General features: G+C 45.5%; 13 protein-coding genes and 1 pseudogene. 8 read left to right on the forward strand and 6 right to left on the reverse strand.

Annotation, left to right across the window (positions count from 1 at the left end; all coding sequences use genetic code 11):
• Nucleotides 1-55 precede the first annotated feature (55 nt).
• Nucleotides 56-1066, reverse strand: coding sequence for a class II fructose-bisphosphate aldolase (locus QZ327_RS04545; RefSeq protein WP_294617505.1), 1011 nt, complete (start codon nucleotides 1064-1066; stop codon nucleotides 56-58).
• A 279-nt stretch (nucleotides 1067-1345) separates the two neighbouring features.
• Complete coding sequence (locus QZ327_RS04550) at nucleotides 1346-2353, reverse strand: endonuclease/exonuclease/phosphatase family protein (RefSeq protein ID WP_294617506.1); 1008 nt, start codon at nucleotides 2351-2353, stop codon at nucleotides 1346-1348.
• Between the two features lie 173 nt (nucleotides 2354-2526).
• On the opposite strand from QZ327_RS04550, the gene QZ327_RS04555 reads away from it, so the two are divergent.
• The 3 genes from QZ327_RS04555 (at nucleotide 2527) to QZ327_RS04565 (ending at nucleotide 4739) form a co-directional block, all read left to right on the forward strand.
• The gene (locus QZ327_RS04555) at nucleotides 2527-3138 is read left to right on the forward strand and encodes a TetR/AcrR family transcriptional regulator (RefSeq protein WP_294617524.1); all 612 of its coding nucleotides are present in this window, start codon (nucleotides 2527-2529) and stop codon (nucleotides 3136-3138) included.
• Nucleotides 3139-3400: 262 nt separating this feature from the next.
• Entirely contained in the window at nucleotides 3401-3988 is a 588-nt protein-coding gene (locus QZ327_RS04560; RefSeq protein ID WP_294617508.1) for a hypothetical protein, read from the forward strand.
• Nucleotides 3989-4487: 499 nt separating this feature from the next.
• A complete protein-coding gene (locus tag QZ327_RS04565) occupies nucleotides 4488-4739 on the forward strand; it encodes a type B 50S ribosomal protein L31 (protein ID WP_004289781.1) in 252 nt (83 codons plus the stop codon).
• A gap of 202 nt (nucleotides 4740-4941) precedes the next feature.
• Here the strand turns inward: QZ327_RS04565 and gcvT are convergent, their stop codons facing one another.
• The 4 genes from gcvT to QZ327_RS04585 all read right to left on the reverse strand — a co-directional run bounded on the left by gcvT (nucleotide 4942) and on the right by QZ327_RS04585 (nucleotide 11274).
• Nucleotides 4942-6030: a glycine cleavage system aminomethyltransferase GcvT gene (gene gcvT / locus QZ327_RS04570; protein ID WP_294617513.1), complete on the reverse strand. Its 1089-nt coding sequence runs from the start codon at nucleotides 6028-6030 to the stop codon at nucleotides 4942-4944.
• Nucleotides 6031-6144: 114 nt separating this feature from the next.
• Nucleotides 6145-7371, reverse strand: coding sequence for a peptidase T (pepT, locus tag QZ327_RS04575; RefSeq protein ID WP_294617514.1), 1227 nt, complete (start codon nucleotides 7369-7371; stop codon nucleotides 6145-6147).
• A 165-nt stretch (nucleotides 7372-7536) separates the two neighbouring features.
• Nucleotides 7537-8946, reverse strand: a complete 1410-nt coding sequence (locus QZ327_RS04580; protein WP_294617516.1) for an amidophosphoribosyltransferase — start codon at nucleotides 8944-8946, stop codon at nucleotides 7537-7539.
• A 165-nt stretch (nucleotides 8947-9111) separates the two neighbouring features.
• Nucleotides 9112-11274, reverse strand: a complete 2163-nt coding sequence (locus QZ327_RS04585; RefSeq protein ID WP_294617517.1) for a glycoside hydrolase family 97 protein — start codon at nucleotides 11272-11274, stop codon at nucleotides 9112-9114.
• Between the two features lie 205 nt (nucleotides 11275-11479).
• Between QZ327_RS04585 and crcB the strand changes: the two genes are divergently transcribed.
• The 5 genes and pseudogenes from crcB to QZ327_RS04610 form a co-directional block, all read left to right on the forward strand.
• Nucleotides 11480-11857: a fluoride efflux transporter CrcB gene (gene crcB, locus QZ327_RS04590; protein ID WP_294617518.1), complete on the forward strand. Its 378-nt coding sequence runs from the start codon at nucleotides 11480-11482 to the stop codon at nucleotides 11855-11857.
• 10 nt (nucleotides 11858-11867) lie between these two features.
• A complete protein-coding gene (locus QZ327_RS04595) occupies nucleotides 11868-12536 on the forward strand; it encodes a pentapeptide repeat-containing protein (protein WP_294617519.1) in 669 nt (222 codons plus the stop codon).
• 67 nt (nucleotides 12537-12603) lie between these two features.
• Nucleotides 12604-13935 (forward strand): phosphopyruvate hydratase, encoded by a 1332-nt coding sequence (eno, locus tag QZ327_RS04600; protein WP_294617520.1) that lies wholly within the window; start codon nucleotides 12604-12606, stop codon nucleotides 13933-13935.
• The gene (locus QZ327_RS04605; RefSeq protein ID WP_294617522.1) at nucleotides 13932-14315 is read left to right on the forward strand and encodes a transposase; all 384 of its coding nucleotides are present in this window, start codon (nucleotides 13932-13934) and stop codon (nucleotides 14313-14315) included. Before eno ends, QZ327_RS04605 begins: the two co-directional genes overlap by 4 nt.
• A 28-nt stretch (nucleotides 14316-14343) precedes the next feature.
• Nucleotides 14344-14573: pseudogene (locus QZ327_RS04610) on the forward strand (DDE transposase); the annotation flags it as partial.

The following is a 14573-nucleotide window of genomic DNA, read 5'->3' on the forward strand; positions in this document are numbered from 1 at the left end:
CCTTGCAATAGAACATTGCAAGGGCTAATTTTATAGTCAGACAACTACTGCTCTATCAATCCATTTGAGCCAGTTTATTTTCCGAACCGAGCACATTAACGATTTTGTGCTTGTAAAGTTTCTCCATGTTGTCACGAGCCGGACCTAAATATTTACGCGGGTCAAATTCAGCCGGTTTTTCAGCGAACACCTTACGTACGGCAGCAGTCATAGCCAAACGAGAGTCTGAGTCGATATTGATTTTGCAAACAGCAGACTTGGCAGCTTTGCGCAACTGGTCTTCGGGAATACCGATGGCAGCTTCCAACTTACCGCCGAATTGGTTGATAGTATCAACTTCTTCCTGAGGAACTGAAGAAGAACCGTGAAGAACGATAGGGAATCCCGGAAGTTTCTCCATAACAGCATCCAATACTGCAAATTCCAAAGGAGGAGGAACCAGACGACCTGTAGCGGGATCTACGTGGCATTGTTCGGGCTTGAACTTGTATGCACCGTGAGAAGTACCGATAGAGATAGCCAAAGAGTCGCAACCTGTACGGGTAGCGAAGTCAATAACTTCCTCAGGATTAGTATATGTGTGATGTTCGGCAGACACTTCGTCTTCCACACCTGCCAATACGCCAAGCTCGCCCTCTACTGTAACATCGAATTGGTGAGCATAGTCAACAACTTTCTTTGTCAGAGCTACATTTTCTTCGTATGGAAGATGCGAACCGTCGATCATTACTGAAGAGAAACCTGAATCAATGCAGCTTTTGCAAGTTTCGAAAGTATCTCCGTGGTCAAGGTGAAGAACAATTTCAGGATGTTTGCAGCCCAGTTCCTTGGCATATTCCACAGCACCCTGAGCCATGTAACGCAGCAAAGTAGCGTTAGCATATTGGCGGGCACCCTTAGACACCTGAAGGATAACCGGAGACTTAGTCTCAACTGCAGCCTTGATGATGGCCTGCATCTGTTCCATATTGTTGAAGTTGAATGCAGGGATTGCATATCCACCCTTGATAGCGCTGGCAAACATTTCTTTTGTGTTTACCAGGCCCAAATCTTTGTAATTAACCATTTTGTTTAAAGTTTATTGTTAGTGAATTAAAATTCTACGCAAAAGTAAGCATTATCCTTCAAAAAGAAGAGCGGGAGAAGGATAAAATATCTCTATTCATCAGTCAAATCCGGTCTATTTTAAAGCTGCCGTCTCGAATTAACAGAATATTGTAATCTCCATATTACAAAGTTTTTGCATCCGTCTGGCCATTCCCGCCTTTTACGTTCTTGCCCTTAGAAACAAACAAGCCGGAAAGCGGGTTTGCTTTCCGGCCGGCTATTTACACATTATTATATATTATCTCTTCAGGTAAACAATCGTAGGCAGATGATCGCTGTAACCGTCCAGCCAGGTACGTCCGCCATGGGTGCGCAAAGGCGAACCTTTATATTTGCCATCCTGCTGAATCAGATAGTCGCGAATAAAAACTTCACTATGGTCGTAACGCAGCCCTTTCTTCGCCTTCACCAACGGTTTTGACAATACAATCTGATCGAACAGGTTCCATTTCCCCCGATAGAGCAAAGTTCCCACGCCCTTATCCTCCAGTATCTCCCACCAAGGATTGTAAAACTGCTTTGCTTTCATGCCCGACACATACTTACAGGCTCCCAAGGTTTTCATACTTTCATCCATCGGATCATCGTTCATATCTCCCATGACAAAGAGTTTCAGTTTTTTATCTTCACGCAACAAAGAATCCGTCAGCATCTTTACCTGCCTGGCGGCATGCACACGCACCGGCGATTTTGCCCCGCGTGAAGGCCAGTGATTGACGATGAAGCACACACGTTCACCCGCCAGGCGACCGTCCACAATCAGAAATCCACGTGTCAGATGTACCGTATCTCCTTCGAACGGTTCGGAGAGTACCAACTTGGAACTTGTCACCGTAAACTGTTGCGGGTCGTACAGGAGCGCACAGTCAATCCCCCGCCTGTCGGGTCCTTCATAATGGACAAACTTGTAATTGGATATGACCGGCTGGCCGACAAGGTCTGTCAGCACCCTGCGATTTTCCACCTCTGCCACGCCGATTACCGCCGGACCATCGGGAACCAGGCTTCGTGACAACGAGCCCAATACTTTCGACAAATTCCGCAACTTCGACTCATATTTCTTCGCACTCCACCGATAACTGCCTTCAGGCAAGAAATCATAGTCATTCTTACCGACATCATGAATGGTATCAAACAGATTTTCAAGATTATAAAACGCTATGCTGTACAGCTTGCGCTCCGTGTTCTGGGCTACAACTATTGTAACGCTGAACCAAAAAGAAAGGAATACAATCAATTTTCTCATAGGTGATATACAATTAATCTTCTGCAAAAATCTAAAATAAAAAGTTATAAACCTATCAATTACCGGCTTTTTTGCGAAAAATCACGAATTCACGGATTTCTTTTAATCAGTTGATTGACGCTTGTTATAATACAAAAATTCGTATCTTCGTGACCAATAAAAAAGAAACAAGCATGATTACCAACCGCGAAGAGGTGATTGACAAAGCCTTCAGTGTATTTATCAAGATGAACTATGAGAAAGCAAGTATCATCACGCTTGCCAAAGCATGCGGGCTGACCAAGACGGGTATCGTCTATTATTTTCCACATAAGCTGGACTTGTTCATCGCCGTAGCAGACAAATATGTGCTGCAAATGCACAAACCGGAAAACAAGTTTGCCGCACCTGCCGATACGCTGGCAGAATTTATCCGGCAATACGTGGCAGGAGTAGCGGCTGCCATGAAACGAATCATAGGACTGATTGGCGAAGGAACCGGTACGTGCGATTGCAGTCCGAACTTCTATTACTTTCATTTCCTGTCGCAAGTACGTATGTATTATCCGGACATCAAACAAAAAATCGAGACGGTGTTCCGCCAGGATTATGAATTGTGGGAAAAAGTCATACAGAGAGCCAAAGAGAACGGAGAAATCAAAAACGACACGGATGTAAAGAAAGCCGCTGTCATGTTCAGGCAAATGTTCTTCGGACTGTCATACGAGCAGGCATTTCTGAATGGTCTGAACGCGGACAAGTTGGCAGAGAACTTCCACTATATCTACTCGCTGCTGAAATCCTGAACCGCTGCGGGCTTTAATTCACCACAAACCGCCCATACTTCATTCCAAAACGCGGCAACATCCTTTTTCCTGCCACTTGCCATAATGCGTAGATAATCGAATAATCACCCATACGGCATCTTGCATCCGATATCAATCACCGGATGCAAGATGTCGTTTTATTTTTTTAACCCATTTAATTCTGAACATTCGTTCAAAAGTCTGTAGATTTACCATACCTTTGCTATCGGATAAGAAAAACAGCCTTAATAAACAAGCAGATATGGAAACAATCAATGAAAACAAAATGAAAGGGGAAAAGCATTTCCCGAGCCATTTCGGAGAGGTCTACGATGCCATGCCGGAGAAATTTGAGAAAAGAGCCAACAAGGCCAAACCATTCCTCTATTGGGGAGTGGCAGCGATATGCGTATTATTAATCATCTTTCCCGGATGGCTATCGTTCGCTCCAACATGGCTGATACGGGTAATAGGAATCATCGGCGGCATCTACGGCGCTCTCACCGCGTTGGTGGCAGACCTTAGCATTTACAACCGGCAAAGCGGCGGCGAAGTGAAAAGCTATAAAACCAAGAAATTTATCAGTGAAATGACGGACAAAGAAGACATTATCAATGCCTTCAACCGGCACGATTTCGAATATCTGTGCAGCCTGCCAAGCGGCAACGACCAACCCGTACAGCTACAAGTAGAAAAGGACGAAACCGGTCGTGAGTTTTACTGCATCCTGGTCACATACACTCCAGGATATAAGATTGTCGGACTTGCAGACCCTGTAATACTCTCCAAGGACGAATACGAAAGAAACGAGGCTTTCATACGGCAAATGTGCGATTATGATATCGACTGATGAAGGCAAAGAGCAGAATTGCCGGTCAGCCTTGTCCCTTATATTCCCACTTAATTGGGAACGTGTTCCCTGCACGTTGGGAACGTATTCCCAATTCGGTGGGAACGCGTTCCCAGTAAGCCGGGAATAAAGTTCCACCGCGCAGGAATTGACTGGCACTCGTATGTTACTGGCAATAAGCGCATAGCGGGGAGATTTCACCGGTCTGTTCTCGTCCGTTTGTCCGCTTTCACCTACCTGTTTGCGCGGTCTGCCCGGTCATGTTTCCCGGTGTAGCTACCGGTTTTTAACTCCTATCCCGAAGGGAGATAACTCTTTCCAACTCCTTCCAGCTCCCTTTAACTTCTGTAAATGAAAAAGCCGTGTATTCAAGCCGAAAAAGTATGGATATTATTTTTGCATTTCATAGAAAAGCATTATCTTTGCGCTCTGAAAAAGACCATTACACTATTTATTACCAAAATAGTAACAGAATATAAATTAAAAAACAAATATTGAAATGAAAAAAGGTATTCATCCTGAAAATTACCGTCCGGTAGTATTTAAAGATATGTCAAACGGTGACGTGTTCCTGTCTCGTTCTACTGTAAATACTAAAGAGACTATCGAGTTCGAAGGCGAAACTTATCCGTTGGTAAAGTTGGAAATTTCCAGCACTTCTCACCCGTTCTATACCGGTAAATCCAAGTTGGTTGACACAGCCGGTCGCGTTGATAAGTTCATGAGCCGTTACGGTAACCGTAAGAAATAATCTGTTTTTTCAAAGAAACAGAAAAAGGGAGTCTGAATACAGATTCCCTTTTTTTATCCCCCTCCTTCAATAGGGAGATTTACCGAATATCCCATCTTAACGGTAGCACACATAAAGCTCTCCCGCAAGATAAAAAAAACATCCATGAGGTTTTGGCATATCCTCATGGATGTTTTTACCTTACGGCACAATTCTATCAGTATTAAGACTTCCGGAACGGCGGACGCACCACCACAGCTTTCAACTTGCGCCCACGCATATCAATGTAGATTTCCGTATCAATCTTGCTATATTCAGGTTTCACATACCCCATGCCGATACCGATTTTCCGGGTGGGCGACATTGTGCCGGACGTAACCACGCCAATAGCGTCTCCTTCTGCGTCCTTCAACACATAGCCGTGGCGGGGAATACCCCGATCTACCATTTCAAAGCCTACCAACTTACGCACAGTCCCCTCTGCCTTCTGTTTCTCCAGCATCGGACGATTGATAAAATTCTTGCCTTCCACAAACTTGGTAATCCATCCCAGCCCTGCTTCGATAGGCGATGTGGTATCGTCCAAATCATTTCCATACAGGCAGAAGCCCATTTCAAGGCGAAGCGTGTCACGGGCACCCAAACCAATGGGCTTTATGCCCAATGCCGCACCTGCCTCGAACACGGCATTCCATATCCTTACAGCCGCTTCCGGATAGAAATAGAGTTCAAAACCGCCTGCACCCGTATAGCCTGTATTGGAAATGATAACATCCGGCTCTCCCGCAAACTCACCATGAGTAAAGGTATAATACGAGAGTTCGGACAGATTGACAGGCGTCAACTTCTGCAAAGCCTCAATGGCTTTCGGTCCTTGTACCGCAAGTTGCGCCATACGGTCGGAAGCATTCTCCAGCTCAGCCCCCTCCGTGTTATGGCTTACACACCAGTTCCAGTCTTTCTCTATGTTAGAAGCGTTGACCACCAAGAGATACTTATCCGGTTCGTAGTGATAGACCAGCAAGTCATCTACAATGCCGCCGTCCTCATTGGGAAAGCAGGTATACTGCACCTTACCCGGAACAAGGGCGGCTACATTGTTGGAAGTAACTTTCTGCAAAAAATCCAAAGCATGCGGGCCTTTTACCCAGAATTCTCCCATGTGGGAGACATCGAACACGCCGACACCCTGGCACACCGTGAGATGTTCGTCAATGATACCGGAGTATTCGATAGGCATGTTGTATCCCGCAAATTCGTGCATCTTAGCACCCAGCGAGATGTGTGTTTCTGTAAACGGAGTGGTTTTCATGGTTTTAAAAGATTTTAGATTACCAGATTTATGATTTCAGAAGACTTCGGATATACGATTTCAGATTTACGGTCAGGAAGGCTCATAAATCTGAAACCATAAATCTAAAATCTTTTACTGATTGGCAGCAACCAATTCGGCTATCTTGACGATAACCTTCATGGCCTTCTCCATATTCGGGATAGGGACAAACTCATAACGTCCGTGAAAGTTCAGCCCCCCGGCAAAGATGTTGGGGCAAGGCAACCCTTTGAACGAAAGCTGCGCACCGTCCGTACCGCCACGAATGGCTTTTACGTGAGGTTTCACGCCCACAGCCTCCATAGCCTTGAAGGCAGTGTCGATAATGTGCATCACCGGTTCAATCTTCTCGCGCATGTTATAATACTGGTCGTGCAGTTCGAGTATGGCAGTACCTTCACCATATTCGGCATTGATGTTGCCTACAAGACGCTCAACCTCTTTCTTGCGGCTTTCAAAACGGACACGGTCGTGGTCGCGGATGATGTAGGAGACAACGGTCTGCTCCACCTCACCCGTAATGCCAATAAGATGATAGAAACCCTCGTAACCCTCGGTATGTTCCGGAGTTTCTTGATCGGGGAGCATGGAAATAAACCGGTTCGCCACGCGTAGAGAGTTTACCATCTTGTTTTTGGCATATCCCGGATGCACATTACGGCCCTTGAAAACAATCTTAGCGGAAGCGGCATTGAAATTCTCAAACTCCAACTCGCCCACTTCACCGCCGTCCATGGTGTATGCCCATTCACAACCGAATTGCTCAACATCGAACTTATGCGCACCCAAACCGATTTCCTCGTCCGGATTGAAACCAATACGGATTTTGCCATGTTTGATTTCGGGATGTTCTTTCAGATAAGCCACAGCCGAAACAATCTCTGCAATGCCTGCCTTATCATCGGCACCCAGCAAGGTCTGCCCATCGGTTACAATCAAATCTTCTCCTTTATGGTCAAGCAGTTCGGGAAATTGGGCGGGAGAAAGAACCACCTTGCCATCTGCACAAAGAACAATATCCTTGCCGTCATAATTTTCTATAATACGCGGAGAGACATCCTTGCCACTCATATCGGGACTTGTATCCGTATGGGCGATGAAACCGATAACAGGAACCGGCTTATCCACATTGGCAGGAAGGGTGGCAAACAGGTAACCGTTCTCGTCCAACGTGATTTCTTCCAACCCCAATGATTCCAATTCTTCTTTCAGAAACCTGGCAAACACCATTTGTCCCGGAGTGCTCGGAGTCACCCCACTCTCCTCATTCGATTGCGTATCGAAACTTACATACTTTAAAAAACGTTCTACTAAAGTCATACCATTCGGTGATTAACGATTAGTGATCAATAATCAGTTTTTAGAGATAGTCCTGCCAATCATGAAGCACTAATCACTGTTTATATTGCCGTAAAGTTAAAAAAAGGGTCGTGAACTGCCAAGCAATCCACGACCCTTTTTATTTGTTATCAATCAATTTATCAATCAAAAGTGACTGCTACCGTCAAAACAGTGGGTACAAAGTTTACATTTAGGCAACCCGATAGCCTCAACCAATGTCTCCAGCGTATTGAACTTTAATGAGGTAAGTCCGAAACGCTCACGGATGACTTCCACCATTTTCTCATATTCCGGCGAGCCTGTAGTGGCATATTTCTCGAGGTTCTTGTTTTCATCGCCTTCCAGCTCCTTGATGACACGGCGGGTAATCAGTTCCAAATCGCCTTTGGATGCCGTGAAACCGACAAACGGGCAGCTATATATCAGCGGCGGGCAGGCAATGCGGATGTGTACTTCCTTAGCACCATACTCATAGAGCACCTTTACATTATCACGCAACTGGGTTCCGCGCACAATAGAGTCGTCACAGAACAGCAAACGTTTGCCTTCGAGCATCGCCCGGTTGGGAATAAGTTTCATCTTCGCCACCAGCGACCGCATTTCCTGCCTGCTGGGAGTAAAGCTGCGCGGCCAGGTCGGCGTGTATTTCGAAATGGCACGATGATAAGGCACTCCTTTCCCTTCGGCATATCCCAATGCCATTCCTACTCCGGAGTCAGGGATACCGCAGGTGCAGTCCACATCCGAGGTATCGGTCTGCCCCATCTTCAGTCCGGAAGAAAAACGAACTTCTTCCACATTCTTTCCCTCGTAGCATGAAGTGGGAAAACCATAATAAACCCACAGGAAAGAACATATCTGCATCTCCTCGTTGGGTTTGCGCATCTGCTCTACTCCGTCGGCACGCAAGCGGACGATTTCGCCCGGTCCCAAATAACGGTCAATCTCGTAACCGAGGTTCGGGAAACTGCTCGACTCGCTAGTTGCGGCGTATGCCCCATCCTTCTTACCAATGACAACGGGAGTACGTCCCCAACGGTCGCGAGCGGCAATAATGCCGTCTTCCGTGAGCAACAACATAGAGCACGAACCTTTAATATGCTTGTATACATTCTCAATACCCTCTACAAAGTTCTTACCTTGTATCAGAAGCAAAGCGATAAGTTCCGTTTGATTGGTTTTGCCGGAGCTTAATTCGGCAAAGTGCATGTTCTGTTCCAGAAGTTCGGCTTCCAATTCCTTCAGATTTACAATCTTGGCAACTGTGACAATGGCAAAACGGCCGAGGTGGGAATTTAAAATAAGAGGTTGAGGGTCTGTGTCACTGATGATTCCGATACCGGAATTTCCTTTGAATTTATCCAATTCATCTTCAAACTTCGTACGGAAATAAGCACTTTCCAAATTATGGATAGAACGCTTAAACATCGCTTCTTCCTGATCGTATGTGGCTAAACCACCACGTTTTGTCCCTAAATGCGAATTATAATCCGTACCGTAAAACAAATCCGCCACGCAACTTGCTTTGGCGACTGTTCCGAAAAAACCTCCCATAAGTTTCTTGTGTTATTAGTTATTTTATTAACGGGCGCAAAGGTACAAAGAAGTTTCCTGTGAGCGACATTTTCCACCTCTAAAAAAACAATAAAAAGACTCCCCGTCGAAGCAAATTCCGGCGGGGAGTCGACTAATACCCATAAGAAACTCTTTTTACCTTTATTATTTCCACCTCTTCACAGTTTTCCTATCAGCCGGAGTAGCTTCAATCAGGCTCAGTGCAAAACCACCGCTACGCGCCTCATTGACAGACATCTTTGTTTTGCTTGTTACAATGCCTTTCTTTATCTGATAAGAAGTAGGGTTCTCTTTGTAGTCGGCATCCTTGCCATCGGCATACAAAGTAGCTACGTACTGCTTGCCCGGCGTCAGGAAATCGAGCATAAAATTGGCAACACGGGCATTTTCATCTGTAATACCGCCTACAAACCAGTTGTCGGTACCTTTGGCTTTCCGTGCCACGGTAATATAATCTCCCGGTTCGGCTTCAATATATTTGCTATCATCCCAATCTACAGCTACATCCTTGATAAACTGGAACGCATCCATGTGCTTCTCATAATTCTCCACCAAATCGGCAGCCATCTGCAACGGGCTGTAAAGGGTTACGTAGAGAGCCAATTGCTTGGCAAGCGTAGTCTGTACTTGCCCGTGAGGCAAATCGCCCATGAAATCCAGTTTCGTATCGAAAATGCCCGGAGTATAATCCATCGGCCCGCCGATAAGACGGTTAAAAGGAAGCAATGTAGTATGGAACGGCTTACTGCCGCCAAATGCTTCGTATTCGGTGCCGCGGGCAGATTCGTTACCGATCAGATTCGGATAGGTACGGCACAAGCCGGTGGGACGTACGGCTTCGTGACCGTTGACACAGATTTTATAATCGGCAGCTTTCTTTACAGCATAGAGATAGTGGTTGTTCATCCACTGTCCGTAGTGATGTTCGCCACGCGGGATAATATCACCCACATAACCGCTCTTCACCGCATTATAGCCGTTGTCTACCATAAACTGATACGCCTTGTCCATGTGACGTTCGTAGTTGCGGACGGAAGAGGAGGTTTCATGGTGCATCATCAACTTAATACCCTTGCTTTTAGCGTATGTGTTCAACATCTTTACATCAAAATCGGGATACGGGGTTACAAAGTCGAAAACATAATCCTTAGACTGTCCGAACCAGTCTTCCCAACCTTCGTTCCAGCCTTCTACCAAAACCTGGTCGAAACCATTAGCGGCTGCGAAGTCTATGTATCGCTTCACATTCTCATTGGTAGCGCCATGACGTCCGTTAGGCTTTGTCTTTGAATAGTCGGTTTCGCCCAGTTTAACGGAAGGAAGCTCGTCCGTATATGCCCAAGTGCTTTTACCGGCAATCATTTCCCACCATACACCTACATATTTCACCGGCTTAATCCAGGATACATCCTCGTAGACACAAGGTTCATTCAAATTCAAAGTCAGTTTGGAAGCAAGGATATCACGCGCATCGTCACTGACAATCACAGTGCGCCACGGAGATTTGCAAGGAGCTTGCATATAACCTTTGTCTCCTACGGCATCGGGGGTCAGCCAAGACTCAAAAACCAGATTCTTATCATCCAAATTCAAGTGCATACAAGAGTAATCTACCAAGGCGGCTTCGTGCAGATTGATATACAGACCATCAGCTGTTTTCATTTGAAGGGAAGTCTGCACGCCTGTCGGGGAAAATTGCGTCTGTGACGCATTACCGGTAATAGCCTCATCCATCAGCCCACGTATCTCGGACAGCTTGGACTCTGTAAAATCATACTCCTGAGTGTCGTAGTCTCCCGGAATCCAGAATGCCTTATGGTCACCTGCCATGGCAAATTGTGTACGCTCTTCTTTAATAACAAAGTAATTCAAATTCTTCTGCAAAGGAAACTCGTAACGGAAACCGAGACCGTCATCGAACAGACGGAAGCGGATAAGGATATTGCGGTCTTGCATTTTCTGATTGAGCGTTACGACCATTTCATTATAGTGGTTACGAATCTGTTTCACCTCACCCCATACCGGCTCCCATGTTTCATCGAATGTAGAAGTCCGCGTATCAGTCAAAGTAAATCCATTCATCAGTCCCGGGTCATTCTTCAGTTCCAACCCCAGCTTTGAAGGCTTGATGACCACTTTTCCTTTATAGAAAAGTTCATAGACAGGTTCACCCTGAGGGTTGACGGAAAAGTTTAATTGGAATTGACCGTTGGGCGAGGTTATGCTCCCGGCCTTTGCTGCGCTACCCACAAAAAGGATGAGTAGGAAGCAAATCAGTTTAGTACACGTTGCTTTCATGTTTCTCATACTATGGTTTATAATTTATCCGATGCAAATATAAGCAGTAAAGCCACCTGATTTAAAGTTATCAAATAAAAACAGATATGAAATAAAAGCAAACGTTTGCATAAGTGATTATAAGCCTGTTCGCTAAAGAAAAAAGCGGCTACTCGAAAATACGAATGAGAGGAAAACACTATCTTTGCCGATCAAACATCAGACGTCACCCATTATGACCAAAATACTGGCAGCCATCTTTCTCGGCGGCGGCACCGGTAGCGTGCTGCGTTATTGCGTGCAAACGGCACTCCACGAACGAATAGTCCCACACTCCTTTCCGTGGACCACGTTTGCCGTAAATATCATCGGGAGTTTCCTGATAGGGTTATTTTATGCCCTGTCCGCCCGTTTCAACTTATCTACAGAAATACGGTTGTTGCTGACTACCGGCTTGTGTGGCGGCTTCACCACTTTCTCTACATTCTCCAACGACGGATTAATTCTGATAAAACAAGGATTTTACGGACTATTCACCGTATATACCTTATTAAGTATCTTGTTAGGAATATTCGCGGCATTGGGAGGAAATATTTTAGGAAGGACTTTTTAAAGCAATAACCATGAGACACAGCAAGCCTTTCAGCATGCCGCCTGTGCGGGTTATCCCTCCCACTCTTGAAGGACAATCCGAAAGTACCAAATCACTCAAAGAATGGTTCAAGACAGAAGAAACCGTGAGGGGACTATGCTTCAACAAGCAGGTGGAGGAAGCAATAGATTGCTCCTATAAAAGCATTACCAATTGTACATTCAGCCATGTACAGTTCAACAATTGCAGATTGAAGGCAACCCATTTTACGGATGTCCGTTTTGAGCATTGCGATTTATCCAACATATCATTTGCTGAAAGTTCCCTTTTCCGAGTCGAATTTATTTCCTGCAAGTTGGTCGGGACAAATCTGCCCGAAACAATCCTTAATCATTGCAGGATGCAAGATTGCAACGCAAGATACCTCAACCTTTCCATGAGCAAAATCAATCAGGCGGAATTCTCCATCTGCGATTTACGCAACAGCGACCTCAACGATTGCAAACTGACTTCCATAGCCTTTACCAATTGCGAACTGATTGAAACAGAATTTTCACATACCCCCTTAAGAGGGATTGACTTGAGCGACTCCCACATTGAAGGAATTCATGTCAATCTTCCGGACATACGGGGAGCCATTGTCAATACCCACCAAGCCATGAATCTGACAACACTACTGGGACTTGTAATAAAAGATTAAGAGCCTGAACTATTTTCCATTTTCATTTGTTCTTAACACATAGAATATACATTTAATATAGAATAAAATGAAAATAGAAAAGATTATCGGACGTGAAATTCTTGATTCAAGAGGAAACCCTACTGTAGAAGTTGATGTAATATTAGAATCCGGAATCATCGGACGTGCCTCCGTACCATCCGGCGCATCTACCGGCGAACATGAAGCCTTGGAACTGCGCGACGGCGACAAAAAACGTTATGGAGGAAAAGGCGTACTGAAGGCTGTTCATAATATCAATACCATTATCGCCCCCCAACTGATCGGGATGTCGGTTCTTGAGCAAATGAACATCGACCATACCATGCTGGCGCTGGACGGCACAAAGAGCAAATCCAATTTAGGCGCCAATGCCATCCTGGGAGTTTCGCTTGCCGTAGCCAAAGCGGCGGCGGCCTATCTTGATATCCCCCTTTACCGTTATATCGGTGGAACAAATACATACGTAATGCCGGTTCCAATGATGAACATCATCAATGGCGGTTCCCACAGTGACGCACCCATTGCTTTTCAGGAATTTATGATACGTCCGGTAGGAGCATCTTCCTTCCGCGAAGGCTTGCGCATGGGTGCCGAAGTATTCCACGCCTTGAGGAAGGTCTTGCACAACCGCGGGCTTAGCACCGCCGTTGGCGATGAAGGTGGCTTTGCCCCCGCCTTGGCAGGAACGGAAGATGCCTTAGACTCAATCATAGCTGCCATCAAGGCAGCCGGCTATGCACCGGGCAAGGATGTAATGATTGCCATGGATTGCGCTTCGTCCGAATTCTATCGTGATGGAATTTACGATTACAGTAAATTCGAAGGCGAGAAAGGAAAAAAACGCACGACCGATGAACAGGTTGATTACTTAGAAGAACTAATTAATAAATACCCCATCGACTCCATCGAAGACGGAATGAGCGAAAATGACTGGGAAGGCTGGAAGAAACTGACCGACCGTATCGGCAACCGATGCCAACTGGTAGGCGACGACCTGTTTGTCACCAATGTAGATTTCCTTGCCATGGGTATCGGAAAGGGGTGTGCCAACTCCATATTAATCAAAGTAAACCAAATCGGCTCTCTGACAGAAACGCTGAATGCCATCGCAATGGCACACCGCCATGGATATACGACCGTAACTTCCCACCGCTCCGGTGAGACGGAAGATTCTACGATTGCCGACATTGCCGTAGCCACCAATAGCGGTCAAATCAAGACCGGATCTTTAAGCCGTTCCGACCGTATGGCCAAGTACAACCAACTGTTACGCATTGAAGAAGAATTGGGAGATAACGCTGTGTACGGATATAGAAAAATAAAGGTTCAGTTTGAAAACTTGGGGGAATTAGTTAAAACCCCTATCTTTGGTGTATGAAACATAAACTTCCCAACTCCGCGACTCCACTGGATATGTTGAGTTTGTTCCTTCCTTCAGGTCTTCTTGACTATTTTGACCTGGTTAACCATGTCTCTCAAGAGACTTGCTTCATTCTTTTTCTTGAGGAAAAACCTTCCATTCCTCAAGAGTATTCCCATTTACACCTACATTCCAAAGGTTTCTTCCCGGAAATAGAAGTGCAAGACTTTCCCATTCGTGGCAAGGCTGTCTATCTACGCGTCAAGCGCCGTCGTTGGGAAGACCCGGAAACCGGACAAACTTATAGTCGTGATTGGAACTTAGTAGCCTCCGGCACTCGCATAACAGCTGAGTTCGGAGCTTTTTTAAAAGCGTTACTTGGACAATCATGCGGTTAGTTGCCAAAGTGTAGCGGAACATTACTGTATGGATGGCAGGCAACTCCAGACTCAATACAAAGAACATTTAAGTGATTTCAATAATTGGAATCAGAAGGAACATGCTGAAGACTTTATTCTTTATCCTAAAAATATAGGTTGTCATTTATGTATTGATGAAACGGCTTTAAGCAAAGGCGAACTATATACAATCCTTACCAATCGGGATAAGCATGGCCGCAAGGGTGCCATTGTAGCTATTGTAAAGGGAACTAAAGC

The sequence above is a fragment of the uncultured Bacteroides sp. genome (assembly GCF_910578895.1).
Taxonomy (GTDB): Bacteria; Bacteroidota; Bacteroidia; order Bacteroidales; family Bacteroidaceae; genus Bacteroides.

What these genes read in the sequence shown, in the direction of transcription:
- QZ327_RS04595 (WP_294617519.1), top strand. Translation starts at nt 11,868, where the DNA reads ATGAGACACAGCAAGCCTTTCAGCATGCCGCCTGTGCGGGTTATCCCT.
- QZ327_RS04555 (WP_294617524.1), top strand. Translation starts at nt 2,527, where the DNA reads ATGATTACCAACCGCGAAGAGGTGATTGACAAAGCCTTCAGTGTATTT.
- pepT (WP_294617514.1), bottom strand. Translation starts at nt 7,371, where the DNA reads ATGACTTTAGTAGAACGTTTTTTAAAGTATGTAAGTTTCGATACGCAA.
- QZ327_RS04550 (WP_294617506.1), bottom strand. Translation starts at nt 2,353, where the DNA reads ATGAGAAAATTGATTGTATTCCTTTCTTTTTGGTTCAGCGTTACAATA.
- QZ327_RS04545 (WP_294617505.1), bottom strand. Translation starts at nt 1,066, where the DNA reads ATGGTTAATTACAAAGATTTGGGCCTGGTAAACACAAAAGAAATGTTT.
- QZ327_RS04605 (WP_294617522.1), top strand. Translation starts at nt 13,932, where the DNA reads ATGAAACATAAACTTCCCAACTCCGCGACTCCACTGGATATGTTGAGT.
- QZ327_RS04580 (WP_294617516.1), bottom strand. Translation starts at nt 8,946, where the DNA reads ATGGGAGGTTTTTTCGGAACAGTCGCCAAAGCAAGTTGCGTGGCGGAT.
- QZ327_RS04585 (WP_294617517.1), bottom strand. Translation starts at nt 11,274, where the DNA reads ATGAGAAACATGAAAGCAACGTGTACTAAACTGATTTGCTTCCTACTC.
- gcvT (WP_294617513.1), bottom strand. Translation starts at nt 6,030, where the DNA reads ATGAAAACCACTCCGTTTACAGAAACACACATCTCGCTGGGTGCTAAG.
- QZ327_RS04565 (WP_004289781.1), top strand. Translation starts at nt 4,488, where the DNA reads ATGAAAAAAGGTATTCATCCTGAAAATTACCGTCCGGTAGTATTTAAA.
- QZ327_RS04560 (WP_294617508.1), top strand. Translation starts at nt 3,401, where the DNA reads ATGGAAACAATCAATGAAAACAAAATGAAAGGGGAAAAGCATTTCCCG.
- eno (WP_294617520.1), top strand. Translation starts at nt 12,604, where the DNA reads ATGAAAATAGAAAAGATTATCGGACGTGAAATTCTTGATTCAAGAGGA.
- crcB (WP_294617518.1), top strand. Translation starts at nt 11,480, where the DNA reads ATGACCAAAATACTGGCAGCCATCTTTCTCGGCGGCGGCACCGGTAGC.